The following is a 25374-nucleotide window of genomic DNA, read 5'->3' as shown; positions in this document are numbered from 1 at the left end:
TTTATTTCTTTACAATTTCTATTAAACCATTTTCATTGATCAGGAAAGCCACTTCATTTCCGTAGGCCAGTCCCGATTTATTTATCGCATATGCTTTCACATAATACGGTATCCCTGTGCTCAGGCCTTCCAGACTGATCACTAAAGCATCCGCTCCTGCAATCACTTTCCCATCCGCCAGTGTCGGATTTGGCACCGTGCTCCAGCAGATTCCGGATTCCGTAATTGCCGATTCGCCATCGTCCGTTAAAGTCATGCCTGTAAGCACTGCTGAGCTGCTTTTAGCCGTAACCGCAACCGTTTTTAACAGTGGTTTTTTAACCGCTGCATAACCATACCATTCCGTCAGTTTAAAGGGAGGCAACTTATCATCTAAGTGGCTCTTCGCATTTAAACCCGCCAGGGAGAACGGTGCTTTTCTTTCTGTCTCATTTAGTTCTCCGATAGCGAGCATATAATCTGCCACCATCTTCATGCTAATCCCTCCGGATGTTGGCAATGGGCTTAACTTCCAATCTGCATAAAGCGTCATGCTTTCTGTAATTGGGAGGCCAAAATTAAAAACAGTTTCCATATTCTGATCACTATACCAGGCATAAAAAACAACGCCATCCTTAGTGCTCACAGCCGGAGTAATTAAAGTCTGGTCTTCTACTACCTGCGCTGCCACCACGGTACCACCATTACTTTCCCAGGTGATGGTATGGTACGATCTGGAAATTTCCAATGAGCCATTCACAAAACTAAAATCATAATTATCGGCCTGTAAATCGCCAATGCTCAACGTTACCGGGTAAACACCAGGTAAGCTGGCCAGGGTAGCCGTAGTGTTGATTTCCGGCGCTCCTGTCAACTTAGCCGCAGCCCTTACACTCCATTCCGTTTCGCCATATTTAAAGTCTTTCATTTGATACGTAAATGATGGATTTTCATGGGCAAAGAAACGTTTCAAAGTATCGCCATGAACGCTCAGTAAAGCTTTGCTGATTACAAATCTTTGTTCAGCCTCTGCTTTTTCATAAAATGCATTTCCTGCCTGAACGGCTTTAATGACTACTGCTCCTGCACCTTCAATAGTGGCCAGATCGCCATTCAGATCAAGGTGACCGTCCAGCAATTCAAAAGTAACCGGCAAACCGGAAGAAGCCGTAGCCTGCAAGCGGAAGGCATCATCACCATATTGCTTATTTGCAATTGCGGAGAAATTGATCACTTGCATGCCTTTCTGAATATGAATTGTAGCCAGTGCCGTTTGCAAAGTAGTATTGACGGTATTTGGCGCTAAGGTTAAATCACCAACCATTAACAATTCGCCAATTGGAGCCGCGGCATAGGCTGCAGGATCCCAGGTTACTGCCAGATTTTCTTTTGAACCATCATTATAGGTCACTTCCACCTGAGCAGGTAATCCCAATCCGGAAAACGGCGTACCGTAAGCCACCGTTATTGGTGTAGTTACAGCTACAGAATCGATATCCTTTTGCAGGGTAATCTTGATTTTCCCTTTCAGATCTAAAGTATTTCTAATGTCGTTTGTCAGTTGTATTTCTCCGGTAATTGTCTGTTGCTGTAACAGGTTACTTTGATAACCTGCCTCTTCCCAAAGGACCGGCAGCTCTTCCGTACTCCCGTCATCGTAAGTTACTTTAACCGCTAAAGGCAGTTCCAGGGCACTAAACAACTTGCCATACACATCTACCAATGCAGTTGATTCTTCTACTGAAATGATATTTTTCTGATCGATGATCACCTCAACTTTAGCCGTAATATCTGTTGGGTTTGAAGCCCCGTCCGCAGGATCCAGAATCCCTGTAAAGTTAAAGCTGCCCACCTCGTTTTCCATAAAGTCAGCAGATTCCCAGGTTACTCCGGCAAGGCCTGTTGTGCCAACCGTATACATTACCGGCAGAGAAGCACCCAATTGTGTCATCAAGCTTGCTTTGGTGGTTCCTAAAGGAAAATGAACCGGTGTATTTACCGTCACCGCATTGATCTGCAATAATGGAATTTGTACGATGATCTTGATTGCTGCTGATTTATTGTCCTTGTTTTCTTCCGGACTATCAGGTAGTAATACACCGTTTAACGAATACTCGCCAGCGGTATTTCCATCGAAAGTTCCGGGCTCCCAAAGGACAGACAACGGCTCTACCTGTTGATTATTATAAGTTACGTCGACCATAGCAGGCAATGCCAGATTGGTAAATAAAGTCCCGTGAGGAACAGTCATATCTGGTATCGTAGCCACGGAAACGACAAACCTTGGTGCTACTTTAACTTCCAGCAGGGCCGTTAAATCATTTGGATTTTCGGTGTTTACCGGAATGGCCACCATTCCAATGAACTCATAAGTTCCAGATTCCAATGGGCTATAATCTGTATTTTCCCAGTTTGAAACGGTTAGCATTTCTGTAGAACCGTCATCAAAAACACCTGATATTTTAGCTGGTAAACCCAGGGTATTTAATGCTGTTCCGTTTGCTACCAGCAGAGAATCCGCAGTAATAGCAACCAAGATCCTGATTTTCTCTGCTACGGTTACGCTGAGCGTCGGTTGCAGGGAGTTAGGATTGTCAATCTCAGCAGGGATCACCATAGTTCCCGGAAGAATATAAGTACCCGCTAACTTTTCATTGTAAGTTCCTTTTACCCAATCTACCGACAACAAATCTTCCGACTGGTCATTATAAATTACTTTCACTGATTCCGGTAAGGTTAATGCGTCGAATCCGGTGCCATAAGCCACGCTTAAAGGCGCAATTGGCGTGATGGATACAATCTCTTTCTTCGCTACTTTAATCCATACCTGAGCAGGTAAATTGTCTGGATTTTGTATCCCTTGTGGCAATAGCAACTCTCCTTCAAAAAGGTAAGTTCCTGCCTGTGTTTCGTCGTAATCCAGACTTTCAAATGAAGGGTTCATCACCGGAACATCCTGGTTTGTCCCGTCGTCTAATTTCGCATTGCGATGCGTTGGGAAGATCAGGTCTTTTAATTTTGTACCATAAACCACTATTATCGTATCTGCCTTTAAACTGCGGATTTCTTTGGCTCTTGGCAATACGTTTATTTCTATTTCAGGAATGATTCCTTTGGAATTCTCCACATCATCCGGCAGGATAAACGTACCGGCGACTGCATATTTCCCCTCCAGATTCCCATGGTAAGGAGTCAGATCCCAGGTTACACCGAGGTCCTGCATTCCGCCAGATACAAACTCTGCCATCAAAGCATCCGGTAAAATCAAGGCCCCTGCATCTGTTCCAAAAAACACGGTTAATGGATCCGGAGCGAGATAAGATTTGATGATACGTTTGCCGATGTTTACTTTTAAATCTGCCTTTACACTGTCCGGATTAATGAATCCATCCGGTGTTTCCAGTTCTCCGACCAATTGGTAAGTGCCTGGTTCATCCGCCAGGTAATCTCCTTCCAGCCAGGTTACATTTAAGCTCCCTGAAGTTCCATTATCATAGGTTACTGCTGCCTTTTTAGGAAACAATGCTTTCGCCGCATTAAAGGTGGTACCATAAGGAATGTTCAACGAGTCGGCAAGCGCAGTGACTACTTTTAATGGTTTCTGGCCAACTTTTACGATCACCTCTGCATAGCGCAGATTCGGGTTTTCAATCTGATCATGGATCACGATTTCCCCTTTAAAAGTATAGCTGCCTTCCTGCAAACGGTTATACGTTGCAGAATTCCAAAGCACCCCTTCTGTTCCTGCTGACTGATCATTATAAGTCACTGTTACTTCATCTGGTAAGCCAATCTGATCCGTTTCCGTACCATATTTTACGTTTATTAAAGCAGGATTTGTTACCGCAATGATCTCTTTTTTACCAAGAATAATCGTGATGGTAGTGCTGCGCAGGTCTTTGTTCGCCACTCCCGGAATCAGGATAGGATCTCCATCAAAAGTATAAACATCCGGTTTCAGGGGATCGTAAGCTTCCGTATCCCAGGTCATGTTTAAACTCCCTGTACTGCCATCATCATAAGTCACCGGAACCGCAAGTTTTAAGGTTTCAATCGCATTCAACCTGGTGCCAAAAGCTACGTTTACTGAATCTGGCTTGCTGATAGACACAATGTTTTTAGGTTTTGGAAGGACCGTTAACACCAGCTTTGCTTCCAGATTCCCCGTGTTATCTATACTGGAATTATGGAGCAATTTACCGGTTAAGTTATAGTCTCCGGAAACTATAGGATTGTAATTCCCGGGTTTCCATTCTACACCTACCGTATCTGTGGTCCCGTCATCAAACTTCGCTTTGATCGTTTGCGGTAGCAGCACATCATCAAATACCGTTGCATAAGGCGTACTAACCGCCGCCACCGGAAGCACAGAAACGATATTTTTACGGATGATGACTTTCTGATCTGCTAACAAATGCTTGCTGTTAGAGATCAGGGGTTTCAGTTGTAAATCGCCCTTTAAATCATACTCATCGCCTTTTGCAGGCATATATAGAGATTTATCCCAGATCACGCTCAGGAATCCTGTAGTCTGATCATGGTAAGTTACCCTGATCGAGGACTGCAATGGCAGGTTCGCTGCAGGCGTATGTAAAGGCACGGTAATGTCTGCTAAAGGCTCTATGGCAATGACATCATGTTGCGCATACACATCCACACTGGCTTCAAATCCGGCTGGATTGGCATGAATTTCTTTCAATACCAGGTCTGCGTATAAGCGATATACACCTGATTTCAGGTCATAGGTCCCTTGTTTCCAGATTAAAGTCAGCATATCTGTGGTTACGCGGTCATCATAAGTTACGCGAACCTGTTTTGGCAATAATGGCAATACTTCTGAGAAAGGCGTTCCTGACCATACATATACCGGAGGTAACTCTTCCAGGGCGATGATATAAGGAAATACAGGATCTAAAACGGCAACTTTCGCGGTGGCGGTCAGGTTGTTCCTGTTCATTTCCGGCTTAGGCACTGTAATATTTCCAATCAACGTATATACTCCTTCAACATTGCCGTTATAATCTCCCGGCAGCCAGGTTACAGGGAACTTTGCATGGCTCTGATCACTCATTACCACTTCTACCTGCGGCACCAGGGTTAACTGGTCGAATGGTGTTCCTGTATCTATTTTCACCGGCAGCGGGTAAGGTTTTAAGACCTCTATGATATAAGGTTCTCTGGTGTTTACTTTCAGTTTAATTTTCAGGGAACCGCATACATTATCACCGGCCACGGCAAGGGTAAATTCGTACTCCCCGGCCACGGTTGCTTCTCCGGAAATCAAGCCGGCAGGACTTAGCGTCATCCCATCAGGTAATAGGCCCTGAGAGAGTGTAAAGGTGTAATTCCCCGCTGTAGCCAAGGTAACCTGGTGGCTATAAGGGCTCCATTGATCGGCTTCCGGAAGCTGTTGTTCTGCATTTTCCAGATACAATCCCTGGAACTCATAAGCCCCGATATCTACCGTATTGTGCTGAATCCGCTGCGCTCCGGCAAGGTCCAGACCTATACCGGCAATCTTGTTGTTATCCCCCATATTGATGGATGGAGAGCATGGCGAAAGCGACAACTCATCTCCCTCAGGATTGTTAAACTGAGGGTCTTTGGTAAAGATTAAAGTACCGGTTTTATAACCATTTTCAATAGTGCTATTGGCCACAATAATTCCTGTGGTTAGCTGATCGGCTACTTTATTTCCGCGTTTATTACCCCATAAAATGGTATTGTAAATATTCAGCGTTCCCGTGTAACGATAGACTGCGCCACCGTATTGATTGGCAGCGGAAGTATTCGCATAGGCGATGCTGTTGTTGGCGATGGAAGTATTTATCAGATTGGTGACTCCATTATAATGATACAAAGCACCGCCATAATAACCACCTGTACTTGTTACCTTATTCCTGCTGAACACCGCATTCGTGATGTTTAACGTTCCCGAATACTGGTAGATGGCACCACCATGTTGTACTGCAGTATTTCCAATAAATCTGGCATTTGTGATCACTGGTTTCCCATTGCTGGCGTTGTACAATGCACCTCCGGAAATGGAAGCGGCATTGTCTTTAAAATCCACTTTGTCCATCGTAATTGCCGAGCTGATATTGTATAAACCTGCACCGGTTTTCGATTTATTGTTGATGAATTTTACGTCTTTAAAAGTCGCAGCACCGGAATTGTACATCCCACCACCGAGGGCATAACTACCTACAACTGCGGTGTTATTTTCCAGAATGACATTGGTAAATTCGGCGGCACCACTATTGAAAACACCACCTCCATACGTATAGGCCACATTGTCTTTAATCCAAAGGTTTCTAAAGATGATTTTCCCCAGGGCGTTGTAAATACCGGCACCATAATATAACTCGCTGCTCGAGTTGGAACCTACTGCGGTCTTTCCAGCTACAATGCTAAATCCATCTACGATGGTTGCATTTGTTAAGGCAATGCGGTTATAAAGGACATGGTAATTTCTGTTATCTCCGCTTAAAATCGTCTCATTTGTTGTCGCAATTGTTTCCGGATTCCGGTCTTCAAACTCATTTTCTGTTCCTGCAAAACCACCAAACAGCTTCACATTTTCTTTGAGGGTAAAGTAGTCTGTGACTTTAACTCCCGGGTTATATTTCCCTTTCGCTACCCAGACGGTATCCCCGGCCAGAGCAGAAGCCATCCCTTTCTGAAGGTCAAGGTAACCGTTGGTCCAGTCGGCGCCATTGTCCATTCCGGTAGCTGCCTGATTCACATAAATCCGCACACCACCGATCCCCGGTCTCACGTCTACGGTGTACAATCTGTTTCCACAAAGCGTACCATCATTTGCTGTTACATTAAACGTATAAATTCCGCTATTGATCGGACGACCAGTGATGGTTCCTGAAGTACTCATTAACAAGCCATCTGGCAATTTACCATAGCTGATGGCATAGTTATAAGTGCCGCTGCCACCGGTAGCGTTTATTTGCTGAGTATAACGTTGACCGCGGATACCTTCCGGCAGTGCCGCTGGTCCCACCATAATTCTGTTCTGCTGATTTTCATAAGCACCCAGATCTACGGCATCCGCCATGATCCTGTTTTTACCGGCTACATCTTTTGTTAATCCCGCAGCAAAGACATTGTCTCCCATATTGATGGCTGGCGAACAAGCTGATAGAGAAAGGTCGTCGGGGTTGCTGAGGTTGAACATCGGGTTTGCATCAATCACCGTTTTCCCTGCAACATATCCACCCTGAATCAGGGCATTGCTCACCTTCACATTCAGGTTCAACTCATCCGCTACGTTATTGCCTCGTTTATTGCCCCAAAGAATGCTGTTTTGCAAGTTTAATGTACCGGCATTGCGATAAATACCGCCTCCATATTTAGTAAGCGCAGCATTTACATAGGCGATACTGTTGTTGCTAAAAGTAACGTTGTTCAGGTTAGACGTTGAAGTATACTGATACATACCCCCACCGAAATACCCAGCGGTACCGGTCACTTTATTCCTGCTGAACACGGCGTTATTTAAGGTTAACACAGACACGTACTGGTATAAACCAGCACCATGCTGCACCGAGGTATTCGCGATAAACTTAGCACCATCTATGGTAATTTTGCCGGTATAAGCATAAAAGCCACCACCGGTTAAGCTTGCTTTGTTCTCTTTAAAAACCACATTACTCATCATCAATGCGCCCGTTACATGGTACAATCCACCACCGGTATTTGCGCTATTGTTCAGGAATTCCACCTGTTTCATGGTGACAGCACCGGAGTTATACAGTCCACCACCATACGAGTAGCTTCCAGTGCTTACCGTATTGTTTTCAAAAGTGATCTTTGTTAATACCGATGCCCCGGCATTATACATCCCGCCTCCATAATTACTGGAATTGTTATTTTTGATCCAGAGGTCGTTAAAGATCATGGCCCCGGAAACGTTATAAATACCGGCACCGATGTAAGGTTCACTACCGCTATTTCCTATTACTGTCCGCCCGGCAGTGACGGTAAAACCATCCAGAACGGTTGCTTTAGTCAGGACTTTATTATTGAAAACGACGTGTCTGTTGATATTTTTACCGTCTAAAATAGTTTGATTAAGTGTTCTTGTGTTTATTGTATCTCTTTCTGAAAGCAGGTTTTCTGTGGCTGCAAAACCACCATATATTTTAACCCCTTCTTTCATCTGGAAGGCAGAGGTGATGAGTGGTCCCGGACTGTAAGTCCCTTTCGCTACCCAGATTTCATCTCCTGCCAGAGATACTTTCAAGGCATTTTGCAGGTCGAGGTAAGCATTGTCCCAGGTGCTACCGTTATTTTGTCCGGCAACTGCGGCCTGATTGACCAGGATGCGAACCACACCGGTTCCTGCCACAATTTCCATGTTGTACATGCGGTGGCCACACAGGTTGCCATCGGTTGCTTTGACCACAAAAGTATATTTGCCAATCACGATAGGATTACCGCTGATCAAGCCTGTTGGCGTCATTGAAAGGCCGTCAGGAAGTTTTCCTGAGATCACCTGATAAGTATAGTTGCCGGCAGTTCCTCCGGTTCCATTACTTCCATTTCCGGTAATGCCTTGTAATTGCACGGTAACAGCCTCTCCACGATTCCCCTGAGGCATTGTGGCAGGCTGCACCTCAACCACTCCTTGCTGGTATTCTAATCCACCCATATCTACCCACTGCGACTGGATTCTTTCCAATCCGGGAAGGTCTTTACTTCCTGCAACTACGAGGGTATTTTCTCCCGTATTTATCGCAGGTGAGCACCCGGTAAGGGATAAGTCATCCGCTGCTGCGTTTGCAAACACCGGGTCGGCATCAATGATGTTTGCGCCTGTTGAATATCCTCCCTGGATCAGGGAATTGTTCACTTTAATGTTCAGGTTAAGCTGATCTGCTGTTGAAGATCCTCTTGTATTGCCCCAAAGCACACTGTTATTCAGCGTTACCGTTCCTGCATTTCTGTAAATGGCACCGCCATAATTTACCAGACCAGTCTTGAAATAATTGATGCTGTTGTTGCTGAACGTGTTGTTCGTAAGCACTGCTGTTCCGGAGTAGATGTAAATCGCGCCTCCATAATTAGCGGCTGATGAAATCACGCTGTTCCTGCTAAAAGTACTGTTATCGAGTTTAAACACACTGTTAGACCATACCGCTCCACCATGCAATCCGGCGGTATTATTGGTAAATGAAGTTCTGTTTAAGGTTAAAGTCCCGCTGGCATAAAGTGCCCCACCACTACCTGTGGCGGTATTGTTTTTGAAAGTCACATTTGTGAATACCGGTGTTCCATTGGCGATAAAAACTGCGCCACCTGTAGTGGATTTATTGGCGGTAAAACTGGCATTGGTAATGGTTAGTGCTGCTCCGGAATTGCTGTAAATTGCGCCTCCTTGTCCGTTGGTGATCGTGTTATTGTCGAAGCGGACATCCCTCAGCTCTGCCAGCCCCGCGTTGAACAGGGCCGATCCGTAGCCCGGATAACTGGCCGATTCAATGATCTTATTGTTTTCAAAAACCCCTCCTTTAAGCTTGAAACCACCGGCATTGTAAACCGCCGAACCACGGGCATATTGTCCTGTTGTACGGTTATTGCTGAAGATAATATTGCTATAGCTGGCTGTTCCAGAATGGTAAATACCACCTCCATAACTGGCCACATTGTTCTTAATCCATAAGTGGTTAAAAACCGCTGCACCGGCAGAATTGTAAATCCCTGCGCCGTAATAATTGCCATTGTAATAGTAGCTGTTATAGCTGGTTCCGGCATTTCCTCCCTGGATAGAAAAACCATCCAGCACCGTTGCATTGGTTAACGCAGCCGCATTGTAAACCACATGGTAACTCGGTTTGCCCAGACTACCATCAAGGATGGTTTCATTGATGCCTCGAACGGCCGTACTGTCTCTATCCGTCAGCAAAGTTTCTGTTCCTGCAAAACCACCATAGATCTTCACCCCCTCTTTTAAAGTGAAAGTAGAACTGATGAGTAAGCCCGGACTGTAAGTCCCCCTGGCCACCCAGATCTCATCTCCCGCAGAAGTCTGACCTAAGGCAACCTGTAAATCTTTAAAGGCATGTTGCCAGTTGCTACCGTTATTATCGCCGGTTGCGGTCTGGTGTACAAACAGCCTTCCTGAACCATTTAAGATGTTAACCGTATACTGTCTGTTTCCGCCCATGATGGCATCTGTAGCCCCGATCACGAAGGTATAACTGCCCACTACTGTTGGCGTACCCCTTAACTTTCCATCCGGCAGGAATATCAATCCTGTCGGCAATTTACCGCCCTGTAAGGACCAGGTAACCGGTAAGGTGGTTCCTGTTGCCGTCAGCTGGATTTCTACATATGCACCTCTTTTCAAAGGAGCAATGCTTACCGGATTTAGGATCAGACTTTCTCCGCCTTCATTTTCATAGGCGCCAAGGTCCACCAGGTCGTTGATGACCCTCGCTTTCCCGGCAAGGTCTTTATCGAATCCCTGCCAGCTGTTTCTTCCGGCATCAATAGCCAGAGATCCGCCTTTTAGTTTCAGGTTATCCGCTGCTGCGTTTTCAAACATCGGATCTCCAAACTTGATATCCTCTCCGGTGGCATAGTTGTTCTGGATTAAAGTGCTGCCGGCTATGATGCCTGCATTGAGCTGATCCATTACATTATTACCGCGTTTATTGCCCCAGAGGATACTATTATGAAGCGTCACCACACCCGAGTTCCGGTACAATGCCCCTCCGTAATTTAAGGTGGCACTGGCGTTGATATAATTGATGCTGTTGTTGCTAAAGGTCACGTTATTGATCAATGCTTCTCCGGAGTTGACATACATCGCCCCTCCATAATGACCAACCGTTGAACTCACTTTATTGCGACTAAAAATACTATTGTCGATTCTGATACTACCGTTGGTCCAGATGGCCCCACCATGTTGTCCAGCCGTGTTTTCAATAAAAGAAACGCGGTTTAATACTGGTGTTCCGGCGGCATAAATGGCCCCTCCCATTCCTGTAGCTGCATTGCCCCGGAAGGTAACTTCCGTAATTTCCGGGTAGCCATTGGCGATAAACAAGGCGCCGCCAGTAGTTGCTTTATTTCCGGTAAACTCCGATTTAAAGATTTTAAGACCTGCACCAGAGTTGTTATAAATCGCGCCTCCTTGTCCGTTGGCAATGATGTTGTTTAAGAATTTCACATCTTCCAGCTCCAGCAAACCGGTGTTAAAAATGGCTGCTCCGTAACCGGTATAACTGGCAGATTCTGTGATTTTATTGCCTTCAAAAACACCTTTGGTTAAGGCAAAACCTCTCCCGTTATATACTGCCGCACCACGTGCCGCATAGCCTTTTGCCGTGTTGTTTGTAAACCTGATGTTACTGTATTCTGCGTCTCCGGCATGGTACAAACCTGCACCATAAGTAGCCATGTTATCCTTGATCCATAGGTTTCGGAAGATCGCTGTTCCTGCGGTATTGTAAATTCCTCCGCCATAATAGTTGGCATTGGAAGAAGAGCCGTAACTCCATGCTGCTTTTCCGCCCTGAATACTGAAACCGTCCAGTACCGTTGCCGAAGTTAAGGCTGCGGTATTATAGACGATGTGGTAACTGATCACCGCGGCCCCACCCCCAAGAATGGTTTCATTTGTAGTCGCGATGTTATCCGGGATTCTATCCGTTAACAAGGTTTCCGTTCCTGCAAAACCACCGTATATTTTCAGTCCTTCTTTCAAAGTGAACGTGCTGCTGACTAATGCACCCGGAGAATAAATCCCTTTTGCCACCCAGATTTCATCCCCTGCTTTGACTTGCGCCATTGCTGCCTGTAAATCTGTAAAAGCATGTTGCCAGTTACTTCCGTTATTATCGCCGGTTGCGGTCTGATGAACAAATAAGCGGGCTGATCCTTCTTTTACGATTACTGTATATTGTTTGTTTCCTGCGATTGTTCCGTCTCCGGCACCGATTACAAAGGTGTAGCTGCCGGTTAATGTTGGTGTTCCTCTTAATTTACCATCCGGCAAGAAGACCAGTCCGGTGGGTAGTTTACCCCCCTGGAAGCTCCAGGTAACCGGTGATGTGGTTCCGGTATAAGTGAACTGGAGGTCCAGATAAGTTCCTCTGATGAGGTCCGGAATCACCGGCGGACTAATCATCAATTGTCCGGCGCCATCATGTTCGTAGGCGCCCAGATCAACTACATCATTTACTACCCTGGGATTTCCGGCCAGATCTTTATCAAAAGTCTGCCAGCTGTTCTCGCCCACATTGATGGCTAAAGATCCTCCTTTTAATTTGAGGTTGTCTGTTAAAGCATCTTCAAACATCGGATCACCGATCTTAATGTCTGTTCCGGTAGCATAATTATGCTGAACAATGGAACTACCGGTGATGATTCCTGCGTTCAACTGATCCGCTACATTATTGCCTCGTTTGTTGTTCCAAAAGATACTGTTGTGAACATTTACAGTTCCAGAGCTGCGGTGTATTGCCCCTCCGTAGCTTAACGTTACGCTTGGGTTGACATAGTTGATGCTGTTGCCACTGAAACTCGCATTGCTGATGTTTGTAGTTCCTGAGCCGATATATATTGCGCCTCCAAAATAGCCGGAAGTAGAGGTCACCTTATTTCTGCTGAAAACACTATTGTCAATTTTCAAGGTACCGGTAGTCCAGATGGCTGCCCCATGCTGAACGGCCGTATTTCCGGTAAACTGGATGCGATTTAAAGACATCGTTGCTGCGCTATAAATTGCGCCTCCGGTTGTGGTAGCGGCATTGTCTTTAAATGTTGCTGAACTCAGGTCCAGGGTTCCATTGGCCAGGAATACAGCCCCGGCAATTGTGGCTTTATTTCCGGTAAACGTAGCCTCTTTAAGCTTGATAACCGCTCCGGAGTTGGAGTAAATTGCACCTCCCTGTCCGCTGTTAATCGTGTTATTGATAAATTTAACATCATTCAGTTCTAAAGCTCCGGCATTGAAAATCCCTGCTCCATATCCGGTATAGCTGGCCGATTCTGTGATCTTATTGTTTTCAAAAAATCCGTTTTGAAGTTTAAATCCACCCGCATTGTAAACCGCAGATCCCCTTGCCGCATAACCTTTCGTTTCGTTATTGCTGAAGGTGATATTGGTATAGCTTGCTGCTCCCTGGTGGTATAAACCGGCACCATAAGTGGCGATGTTATTTTTAATCCAGAGGTTGCGGAACACCGCTGATCCCGCTATATTGTAAATCCCGCCGCCATAGTAATTGACATTGGAAGAGGAACCGTAAGAAGTCGCTGATTTTCCTCCTTCAATACTAAACCCATCCAGCACCGTGGCAGCTGTTAAGGCTGCGGTATTGTAGACCACATGATAACTTGCTACGCCTTTACCTCCATCGAGAATGGTTTCATGGAGGCCGCGAATGGCCGTACTATCTCTTTCTGCTAATAGCGCTTCCGTTCCGGCAAAACCACCATACATTTTTACGCCTTCTTTTAAGGTGAAGTAAGAACTGATGGTGAGACCGGCGCTATAACTTCCTTTGGCTACCCAGATTTCATCCCCTGCCGAGGTTTGCGCCAATGCAGGTTGTAAGTCCGTAAACGCATTTGCCCAGTTGCTTCCATTGTTTCCTCCGGTTGCGGCCTGGTTTACAAATAAACGTGTAGTTCCTCCGGTTACGGTAACCGTATATTGCTTACTTCCGATCAGCTGTCCATCCGTTGCCGCAGCTACAAAAGTATAGCTACCGGTTAAGGTCGGATTCCCTGTGATTAAGCCTTCCGGCGTTAAGACTAAACCCACCGGTAAACTTCCCGATTGTACAATCCAGGTATAGTTTCCTGAACCACCTGTCGCGGTCATTTGAATCATTGGATTAACACCCCTTAAGAATGGGGCAAACGTTGCAGGCAAGATTTTCAAGCCTGATCCACCTTGATTTTCATAAGCACCAAGGTCGATCTGATCATTGATTACCCTTGGATTTCCGGATAGATCTGCGGTACTGTTGTTCTTCGTATTGTCTCCGGCATCTATCCCCGGAGAACCGGCTTTTAGCTGTAGGTTATCGGCCTCTGCCTGCTGGAATAACGGATCACCAATCAGTACATTTGTTCCGGTAACATATCCGCCCTGCACCAGCGACCAGGTCAATACCATGCCGGCATTGAGCTGATCCGTTATTTCGTTACCTCGTTTATTCCCCCAAAAAATACTGTTGTTCACATTGATCACCCCCGTAGTTCTGTACAAGCCTGCACCACCTAAAGTAGTGGCATGTGTGAAGGCGATTTTGTTATTGCTAAAGGTTACGTTGTTCAACGTTGCAGCTGCGGCAACAAATAACCCTCCACCATAATAAGCACCTGCTGTGGTTACCTCATTTCTGCTGAACACCACGTTTTCCAGGTTTGCTGTTCCTGCGAGGTGGTACATACCACCGGCTTGCTGACCGGCAGTGTTATTTATAAATGAACTGTTAACTACGTTTAATACGCCACCATTGTGTGCAAATCCACCGGCATAAAGTTTGGCGGTATTTTGTTTGAAAGTGGCATTGTTTAAGGTAATTCCGATGTTGAGGTTGTACATCCCGCCTCCATAAGCGGAGGCTTCATTATTCTGGAAGAGCAGTTGTGTAAATACTGCCGGTCCCTGATTGTAGATTCCCGCACCGCGGTCTGCCTTATTATTTAAAATTTGCAGGTTATTAAATACTGCTTTAACGGTTGCATAATTGTAAATACCCCCGCCCCGATGGTTGTCGGTATCGCCATTGGCCAGTGCTTGTCCGCCGCTAACTGTAAATCCGTCTAGTACGGTAGCATTGGTTAAAGGTAGGTTGTTAAAAACAACGTGTCTGCTGGCGACTCCCTGACTACCATCTAAAGTAGTTTGGTTTTCGGTGTGGATGTTATTTGCCTGGCGTTCTTCAAGGGTCTTTTCTGTTCCGGAAAAACCACCGTAAACTTTCACGTTTTCCTTCATGGTAAACCAGTCGGTGACCAATGGCCCCGGACTATATTTTCCTTTCGCCACCCGGATCTGATCTCCGCTAATTGATTTGTTCCAGGCGTTTTTCAGGTCTGTAAATCCATGTTCCCAACTGCTTCCGTCATTGTTGCCGGTAGTTGCAGCGACGTTAGCATACAAGACCATACTGGCAGGATTTACCACTAAAGTATATTGCTTGCTACCCAGTAATGTGCCATCGCTTGTGGCCACCACAAAAATGTAAGATCCTGCAACCATCGGTCTGCCGGAAAGCTCACCATTAGGTTTCAGGACTATACCTACCGGTAAATTTCCGGAGGTAATTCTCCAGGTTAGAGGCTCCGTAGAACCGGTTACCGTTAAAGGAACTTCGAAAGTATCACCGCGACTATACACTGCCAAACTTGCTGGTGCGATGATCAGGCTGGCTGTCCCTTGATTTTCGTAGGCACCCATATCTACCGTTTCGTTGACTAAACGCGGATTGCCTTCCAGATCTTTTGAGGTCGATATTTTCGTATTGTTCCCCATATCTATCGCCGGAGATCCTCCTTTTAGACGCAGGTTATCCAGGTCGGCATTCACAAATAAAGGATTCCCGATCACGATATTTGTGCCTCCGGTATAATTGCCCTGAACAATACTCTGATCAATGGTCACTACTCCTGAAATCTGATCCGGAAGGTTAACCCCAAAAGTATTGCCCCAGAAAATGCTGTTGTAAATGCTTACCGCACCACCTCCGCGGAACAAAGCACCGCCGCCTGCCGTAGCTCTGGCAACGCTGTTGTTACTGAAAGTGGCATTGATTAAACTGGTGGTGGATGCAGCATACATTCCCCCGCCATAGAAGTTTCCGGTAGATGTGACCTTATTCCGGCTAAAGAGAACGTTGTCTAATTTGATAACGCCGGAAGAATATAATCCACCTCCGTGTTGTACGGATTCGTTGCCAATAAACGAAACGCGGTCTAATACCGGGGTACCGATATTGTGCATGGCTCCACCTGTGGCAGCGGCCTTATTTCCGGTAAAGGTAACATCCCTTAGCTCCAGAACTCCGCTGGAAGCATAAAGCGCTCCACCAGCTAATGCGGTGTTTTCTGTAAAAGTTGTTTTTGATATTTTTGAAGAAGCACCTCCGACATGGTGATAAGCACCACCCTGTCCATAAGTAGTTCCTTCGAGTCTGTTGTTTTTAAATGAACTGTTGGTCATCGTTACGGTACCGTTGTTCATCATGGCACCGGCAGTGGTATAGGCTCCCATGGTGACCAGATTGTTTTCAAAAGTGGCACTATCCAGGTTTACTGTGGTACCGCTACCGACAAATAAAGCGGATGCCCTACCGTAACTTCCGTTCGTGGTATTGGCTATAAACTGCGTATTGTTGATCGTCACGATACCGCCCAGCACCATCATACCCCCGCCATAAACGGCATTGTTGCCGGTAATGATCAGGTTACTGAATACTGGATTTCCAAGGCTGGTATAAATACCTCCCCCGTAATGATTCGCATTTAAACTGCTGCTGTTCGTGATTAAAGCCTTTCCTCCGCTAATGGTAAATCCGTCTAATAAAGTGGCATTGGTTAGGGCAAGGGTATTGGAAACCACGTGGTAACTTGCTACGCCCTGACTACCATCGAGGGTACTTTTATTTATGGTATTTACTGCTGATATTTTTCGTGCTGCTAAGCTTGCTTCTGTTCCGGCGAAACCTCCGTATATTTTCACATTTTCCTTTAAATTGAAAGAAGAAGTGACGAGTAAGCCGGGACTATAATTCCCTTTCGCCACCCAGATTTCATCTCCTGAAAGTGCCTGGGTTATGGCCGATTGTAAGTCTGTATATCCATTTTCCCAATCGCTGCCATCCTTTTTCCCTGTCGCCTTTTCATTTGTGTATAAATGTGTGCCGGCGGCATTGATGATATAAGTGTACTGCTTGCTGCCGATAAACTGGCCGTCGGTTACGGATAGGACAAAAGTATAACTGCCTGCTACCATCGCTCTGCCGGTTAACCATCCTCCGGCACTCAGGGAAAGTCCTGGAGGTAAGTTTCCGGAAGAAACTGCCCAGGTTAATTTTGCTTCTCCCCCAGTTGCAGTAAACTGCTGGTTTAAGATCGCTCCGCGCGTTCCCGGAGGAAGCGTTGCCGGAAGAATGCTCAGGCTTGCGCCACCCTGATTTTCATAAGCCCCCATATCTACCTGACCGTTCACCACCCTTTCGTTGATGTCCAGATCTCTGGATGTTCCGGTTGCTGCATTATCTCCGGCATCAATAGCCGCAGACCCCGCTTTAACCCTTAGGTTATCGTTCTCCGCATCTGTAAAAGATGGATTCCCGATGGAGATGTTAGTCCCGGTTGCATAACCACCCTCAACGATAGCGTTGGCAATGGTTAAACCTGTGCCAGTTACCTGATCCGGTACATTTCCACCGCGTTTATTGCCCCAGAATATACTGTTATAGATGGCTACAGTTCCGGATGCTACCTTGAAAAAGCCTGCACCAGTTGCTGTTGACGCATGGGTGTATGCGGTGGTATTGTTGCTGAAAGTTGTATTGGAGAGGGTCGCTGTGCCTGAAGCATGATACATTCCGGCACCATAGCCACTGGTATTTGGGTTAGTCACCTTATTTCTGCTAAAGATGACATTGTCTAACCTGACGATTGATGAATTGAAAATTCCGGCGCCATATTGTGCGCTGATGTTGGCAATAAAAGAACCACGGTTCAGGGTAAAGGTTCCGGTACTGTGTAACCCTGCACCGGTAGTGCTGGCCATATTGCCTTTAAAGGTTAAATCTTCTGCATCAATGACGCCTGCATTTAATATTCCGGCACCGGTAGCGCCTGAGATATTACCCTCAAAATTTCCTTTTCTGATGGTCAGCAGTCCAGCTCTATGATACAAACCAGCACCGCCACCAGTACTTGCTTTATTGCCTGTAAACGTAACATCTTCCAGTTTGACTTCGGCAACGCTATTATACATTCCCCCGCCTTGCGTAGCTTCATTCCCAATAAAAGTCAGCCTTCTGAAATTTGCGAAGGCATTGGTGTTGTATAGTCCGCCACCATATCCGACACCGCCCGTCACGATATTTTTTTCCATGCGGATATTTTCAAATGTTGACGGCCCAACGTTATAAATCCCTGCACCTAAATAGTAAGCATTATTGTTTTTAACCCAAAGGTTCCTGAATATTGCCGCTCCTGCATTGTTGTAAATTCCGGCAGCGCTATAAATAATCGGCGAGCTTCCTATTGCAGTCCTTCCCCCGCTGATACTAAATCCGTCTAATACCGTTGCCGCAGTTAATGCCAGCGTATTGCTGACTACATGATAGCTTTTTCCATTCCCATTCAGGATAGATTCATGAACCGCATACAGTCCATTTGCATCCAGCTGACGTTGCGCAAGGGCGTCCTCAGTTCCTGCAAAACCACCATACATTTTAACACCTTCTTTCAGTGTAAAAGTGGAGGCAACGTCCGTTCCCGGAACGTAATCTCCTTTGGCCACCCAAATTTCATCTCCGGTTCCGGCTTGTGCCAGCGCTAACTGTAGATCGGTAATCGCATGATTCCAGTCAACTCCATTCTTCGCTCCTGTTGCGGCTTCGCGAACATAAATACGCGTTGCTGCCTGCTGTACTTCTACGGTGTATTGTTTTGATCCGACCAATGTACCATCAGTAACGGCAATGGCGAAAGTATATCCGCCAATTACAGAAACCATTGCACGCCCATGGATTTTACCCTCAGGACTGATAAAAAGTCCCGTAGGAAGATCTCCCGATAATAAGCTCCAGGTATAGGCAGCACTGCCTCCCGTAGCCTGTAACTGGATGTTCTGCTCTTCGCCACGTGTCATTACTGCCAGGCTTACCGGTGTAATTTTTAAGGAAGCACCACCCTGGTTTTCATAAGCTCCATGGTCAACGAGTGTATTGTAAAAACGTGGATTTCCTTCGATATCTTTAGTGGTACTGGTATAGGAGTTGTTTCCTTTATCAATGGCCAGCGACCCGTTTTTCAGACTTAAGTCGTCGGTTGCTGTATTGGTAAATAAAGGGTCGCCGACTAAAATAGCCGTTCCGGTAGCATAACCTTCTTCTACCGTACTGTTGCTGATCGTGACTCCTGTATTCAATTGATCAGAAAGTCCGCCACCTCTGGTATTCCCCCAGAAAACACTGTTATAAATTTTTACCGTCCCGCTATTTCTGAATAAGCCCCCGCCGGCATTCGCTGTTGCAAGCACAACATTGTTATTACTGAAGGTTGCATTGCTGATGTCTAAAGTACCACTGTATAAGTATAATCCACCACCATTAAATGTTGGTCCTGTCACCTTATTGCGACTAAACACCACGTTGTTCAGGGTATTGGTTATCGTACCATAATAGGCACCGCCGTTTTGTACTGCGGTATTGCCGATAAAAGAAACCCGGTCCAGCGTATTCGTACCGACGTTATTTATCGCACCACCAATCAAAGCCGCAGTATTTTCTCTGAAAATAACATCCGTCATCGTGGCGATACCTGCATTGTAGATCGCTCCGGAGTGCCCATCAGATCTATTTCTATTGAATTCTGAATTGCTGATAGTTATGGTAGTAGAACCCACATTCACCAATGCCCCTCCATAACTGCTGCCCAGATTATTTTCAAATATCGCTTTATTGATAGAAACACCATTTCCAGAATTGTAAACTCCAGCACCAATCGCTGCCTGGTTACCTCTGAAAATGACATTATTAATCACCGCATTTATTCCCGTATTATGGAGACCGGCACCATAACGATTTCCTCCCAAAAGAATATTGTCTTCGAAAAGCACATTATCTATTTTTAATGCCGCAGCAAGATTGTAAAATCCTGCTCCATAATGATACCCCTTATTATTTTTGATAATCAGATTCCTGAAAGTACCATTTACTGCCGCTGCAAGATGATTCACACCACCTCCGGAATGGTTGGAATTTCCCTCAGAAATGGTAAAACCATCCAGCAATGTTTCGGGGTTTAACAACGTCGTATTGGTGATGACATGGCGGTTTAAATCATTCCCGCTTAATATGGTTTCATTGGCGGTAAACTTGCCATTGGTATTTGCTACACGTTGATTTAAGCCCGTTTCTGTACCTGCAAATCCACCATACATCTTTACGCCGGAAACCATATAAAATGCAGAATCCAGGACTGCTACAGGAATGTATTTCCCTTTAGCAACCCAGATCTCATCTCCGTCTTTTGCAAGTGTCAATGCGCTTTGCAGTTTGATAAATCCATTGTTCCAATCTACCCCATTATTGATGCCGGTAGCGCCCTGGCTAACATGTAACCTGGTGGCTCCGGGGTTTACAACCATCGTATATTGTCTTGTCCCAACCAGGCTACCTTGTAGGGCACGAAGCACAAAAGTGTAGCTCCCTGCGATCATCGGAATCCCGCTGATGATCCCCGTCTGACTATTTAAAGTAAGTCCTAAAGGCAATACCCCGGTAAATACCGACCAGGTCGCCGGAGCCGTTCCGGTATTCAGCGTAAAAGGTAGCTCAACTGAAGTACCGCGAGGCAATGCCGTTAAAGAGGTTGGAAGAATGGCTAAAGAAGCCGACATACCCAGTGGGTTTTCAAAGGCACCAAGATCTACCAGGCCATTTACAATCCTGGTCTTTCCGGCTAAATCTGTTGCCGTATATACTTCGGAATTGGTACCTGCATCAATCGCAACAGAGCCGTTTTTTAACTGCAGGTCATGTTGATCAGGGTTTGCAAAATCGGGGTTAGCAATCAAATTATTTGTTCCGGAATTAAAGTTGTTCTGGACGATGTTGTTCGCCATGTTTTTAAGTAGCGGTCCGGCGATCTGATCCGCAACGTCATTCCCCCTTTTATTACCCCAAAAGATACTGTTGTAAATATTTACCGTGTTTACCCCATTCCATAAACCGCCACCGATAAAAGTTGGTTCAAGAGCCGTTAAGGCAATTGTATTGTTACTGAATGTACTGTTCTGAATGTTCGCCGTGCCACCTTCCAGATACATCCCTCCCCCAAAGTTGTTTGTCAGGAGTCCGGTTACGCTATTTTTACTGAGGATCACATTGCGCATGGTAATCGGCCCATTAGCATAAATACCGCCACCTCTTTGTTCCGCGATGTTATCCAGAAAGGACACACGGTCGAGATTTGCATTTATAGTTGTATAGAGACCGCCACCATAACTTTTCGCGGTATTGTCTTTAAAGACTACATCGGTCAGGCTGACGTCCCCAACATTGGTTATTCCGCCACCCAATCCATCGCTGATGTTCCCTTCAAAAGTGCTTTCCGTCAAAGTTACCTTTGTTCCTGCCACTGTATTGTGAATACCTCCACCGTTGAATGCTTTATTATTCCGGAAAACAACCTGATTCAAGCTGGCATTGGCCGCTGCATTATACAGTCCACCACCTAGCCTTGCCCCACTAACTACTTCATTACTCTCAAAAAGAACATTGGTCAGTTTTAACCCGGTAGCCAGATTATACATCCCCCCACCATAGATATTGGCTTTGTTATTTTTAAAGATCATGTTGCTGAAAATCGCATTACCAGCAATTGCCGCATTATATACTCCCGCTCCATGACCAGGTATTCCTGTACCATTTGCATTACCTTCCGAAATGGTAAAACCATCCATTAAAGTGTTTACAGAAAGGGCTATGGCATTGTTAAGTACCACGTGTTTATTGATGTCATTACCACTTAAAATGGTCTCATTAATTGTGAATTTTCCGAATTGATCTGCCTGCCGCTGAGTTAAAACCGTCTCTGTACCTGCAAAACCTCCATACATTTTTACGCCTGAAACCATCGCAAAAGAAGCATCTATATTCGGGCTATATTTACCTTTAGCCACCCAGATTTCATCTCCATCTTTTGCGATGGCTAATGCACTTTGCAGGTTGTTGAAGCCATTAGGCCAGTCGACCCCATTATTATCTCCGGAAGACGCAGCATTAACATGCAGTCTGGTTGCTCCCGCATTAATAACGACAGTATATTGACGGGTACCTACCTTATTTCCCTGCAGAACACGCAATACAAAAACGTAGGTGCCGGCAACCGTTGGGATACCCGTTAACTTTCCTGTTTTCGCATCCAGGCTAATTCCAAAAGGTAATTCCCCCGTCAACAGAGACCATTCCGCAACACCGGAGCCACCGCTCAGGATTAGCTCCTGTACAAGGTTAGCCCCACGAATCTGCGGCACTATTGCTTCCGGCATGATGGTTAAAGACCCCGGCATACCCAATGGATTTTCCAGGGCGCCAATATCAACCGTTCCGTTGATGATCCTGGTATTTCCGGCAAAATCACTTTCCGTAGAAACCTTTAAATTATTACCGGCATCAATGGCAATAGAGCCGTTTTTCAGTTGGAGATTATGTTGTTCAGCATTTTCAAAATCAGGATTACCAATCAGGTTGTTTGTTCCTGAAAGACTGTTATTCTGGACAATGTTATTGGCCATATCTCTGAGCGTGCTACCGCCAATCTGATCCGCAACGTCATTGCCCCTTTTATTACCCCAAAAAATACTGTTGTGAATATTTACCGTAATTGTTCCAGCCCATAAACCAGCGCCTACAAACGTACCCTCTAAAGCAGTAGAGGCCATCGTATTGTTACTGAAAGTGCTGTTCTGAATGGTCGCTGTTCCGTCTACAAACATCCCTCCACCATTGTAGCCAGCTACGATTCCGGTTACGCTGTTTTTACTGAGGATCGCATTACGCATGGTAATTGTCCCAACCGCATAAATACCGCCCCCTTTTTGTTCCGCAATATTGTCCAGAAAGGACACGCGGTCGAGGTTTGCATTTATAGTCGTATATAGACCGCCACCAGTAGTTTTAGCGGTATTGTTTTTAAAGACTACATCGGTCAGGCTGATATCACCAACATTCGAGAGTCCACCGCCCATGGTTTCACTGCTATTCCCTTCAAAAGTACTTTCCGTCAGGGTCGCTTTTGTTCCCCCTACGGTATTGTGCATACCGCCACCATTAATGGCTTTATTATTGCGGAAAACAACCTGATTCAAGCTGGCACTGGGCCCTGCATTATACAGTCCACCACCTAACCTTGCTCCACTAACTACTTCGTTACTTTCAAAAAGAACATTGGTCAGTTTTAACCCGGAAGCCAGATTATACATCCCTCCACCATAGATATTGGCTTTGTTATTTTTAAAAATCATGTTGCTAAAAATCGCATTACCAGCAACTGCCGCATTATATATCCCCGCCCCATGACCATTTATTCCTGTGCCATTTGCATTACCTTCAGCTATCGTAAAACCATCCATTAAAGTGTTTACAGAAAGGATTATTGCATTGTTAAGTACTACGTGTTTATTAATGCCATTACCACTTAAAATGGTCTCATTAATGGTGAATTTTCCGAATTGATCTGCCCGTCGCTGACTCAAAACCGTCTCTGTACCAGCAAAACCGCCATATATTTTTACGCCTGAAACCATGGCAAAAGCAGAGTCTAAATGCGGGCTGTATTTACCTTTAGACACCCAGATTTCATCCCCGTCTTTAGCCAGCGCCAGCGCCGTTTGTAATCTGGTATAGCCATTTGCCCAGTCAACACCATTATTTTGCCCGGTTGCTGATACATTGACATGCAACCTGGCTACCCCCGGACTGATCGTAAAATTGAATTGCCTGCTACCTGTCAGACTTCCGTTTGTCGCTTTTATCACTACCGGATAATTTCCGGCAATGGTTGGGATGCCTGTCAGCTGTCCTGTTTGAGGATTTAAACTAATTCCCGGAGGTAATGCGCCAAATGTGACCTCCCAATTGGTCGCCGCGCCCCCTTTTATGCTGAGCGACTGGTTATAAGGCAGTCCGCGTTGCTGAACCCCGATGGTTGCCGGCAGAATGTCTAATGTAGCCGTCATTCCCGAAGGATTTTCTAAAGCACCAAGGTCGATGTTAGTACCAATCAACCTGACGTTTCCCACGATATCCATTGTTCCGCTTTGTTTGGAATTGTCTCCTGCATCAATCGCTATTGATCCGTTTTTCAACCTAAGGTCGTCCAGATCTGCATTTACAAAATCAGGATCCCCAATCATATTGTCTAGTCCATGGCTGTAATTGTGCTGAACAAGGGTATTTTCCATGGTGATTTTAACACCGCCAATCTGATCCGGCACATTGTTTCCTCTTTTATTTCCCCAGAAAATACTGTTGTAAACATTTGAGGCTACAGCGGCATTTAGAGCGCCACCGTAAGTAATCGTATTGTCAGCAAAGACATAGGCAATGGTGTTATTACTGAAACTACAGTTGAAGATGTTCATCGCGGTGCTGAGACCATATATTGCGCCTCCAACATTGGCTACCAGTGCTCCGGTAATCTTGTTCCTACTGAATATGGAATTACGAATAGTCATTCCTGATCCCGAATAAATGGCTCCTCCCTGCAGAGCGGCAGTATTTTGAATAAAGCTGGTCCGGTCGATAGTCAAACCGACTGTGCTGGTTAGTGCACCACCATTTCCAGTAGAAGTATTGTTTTTAAATACATTATCCTCCATGGAGGATACAATCGTATTATACAATCCAGCACCCGAACTTGCCCCGCTATTATTGATGAAGGAAATTCCCTTGAAAATTACTGCTGCAGAATTATACATCCCCGCTCCAAGGGTATTACTGAATGTGGAATTATAAAAGCTGTTGTTTTCCAGCAGGAGATTGATCAAAGTAACGGTTCCATTGTTATGAAATCCTGCACCATAATGACTGGCGATGTTATCTTTAATCCAAAGATTTTGAAAAACAGCAGATCCGGCAGTATTATAAATTCCGGCACCTCTATTCGCCGCTGCAGTCGGGTTATTTCCGTTTACTGTTCGTCCGCCGCTAATGGTAAATCCATCTAAAACCGTTTCTTTGGTCAGAGCGGCAACATTACTCACCACATGGTTGTTGATGTTACTCCCTGTCAGGATACTTTGATTGGCAGTAAACAAGCCATTCGGATCTGCAACACGCTGCGTCAGTAAGCTCTCTGTTCCAGCAAAACCTCCATACATTTTAACGCCTGATTTTAGCGTAAATGTGGAAGCCGATACTCCTCCCGGACTGTAAACCCCTTTAGCCACCCAGATTTCATTTCCGGCAGCAGATTTAGTAATGGCATTGAGCAAATCGGTATAAGCATTGCTCCAATCTGCGCCGGTATTTGAACCCGTTGCAGTGGCATTTACATAAATTTTTGTTTGAGCGGAAATTTGAAGAGCGGTAAAGAAAAGAACAGAAAAAGCAATGGCCTTAAAAAGGGAGGTACGCATAATTTGATGAAGGGATTTCTTCTTGAAAAAAT

At 45.5% G+C, this 25374-nt stretch carries 1 protein-coding gene; it reads right to left on the bottom strand.

The window, feature by feature from the left end; all coding sequences use genetic code 11:
- Position 1: 1 nt before the first annotated feature.
- Positions 2-25342 carry a choice-of-anchor Q domain-containing protein gene (locus OQX61_RS17070; RefSeq protein ID WP_265843003.1) on the bottom strand — a complete coding sequence of 8447 codons (25341 nt, stop codon included), beginning with the start codon at positions 25340-25342 and terminating at the stop codon, positions 2-4.
- Positions 25343-25374: the final 32 nt, after the last annotated feature.

It is taken from the genome of Pedobacter sp. PLR (assembly GCF_026239675.1).
GTDB lineage: Bacteria > Bacteroidota > Bacteroidia > Sphingobacteriales > Sphingobacteriaceae > Pedobacter.
Note: the sequence above shows the minus strand (reverse complement) of the source record. Positions and strands in the feature narration are given on the sequence as shown.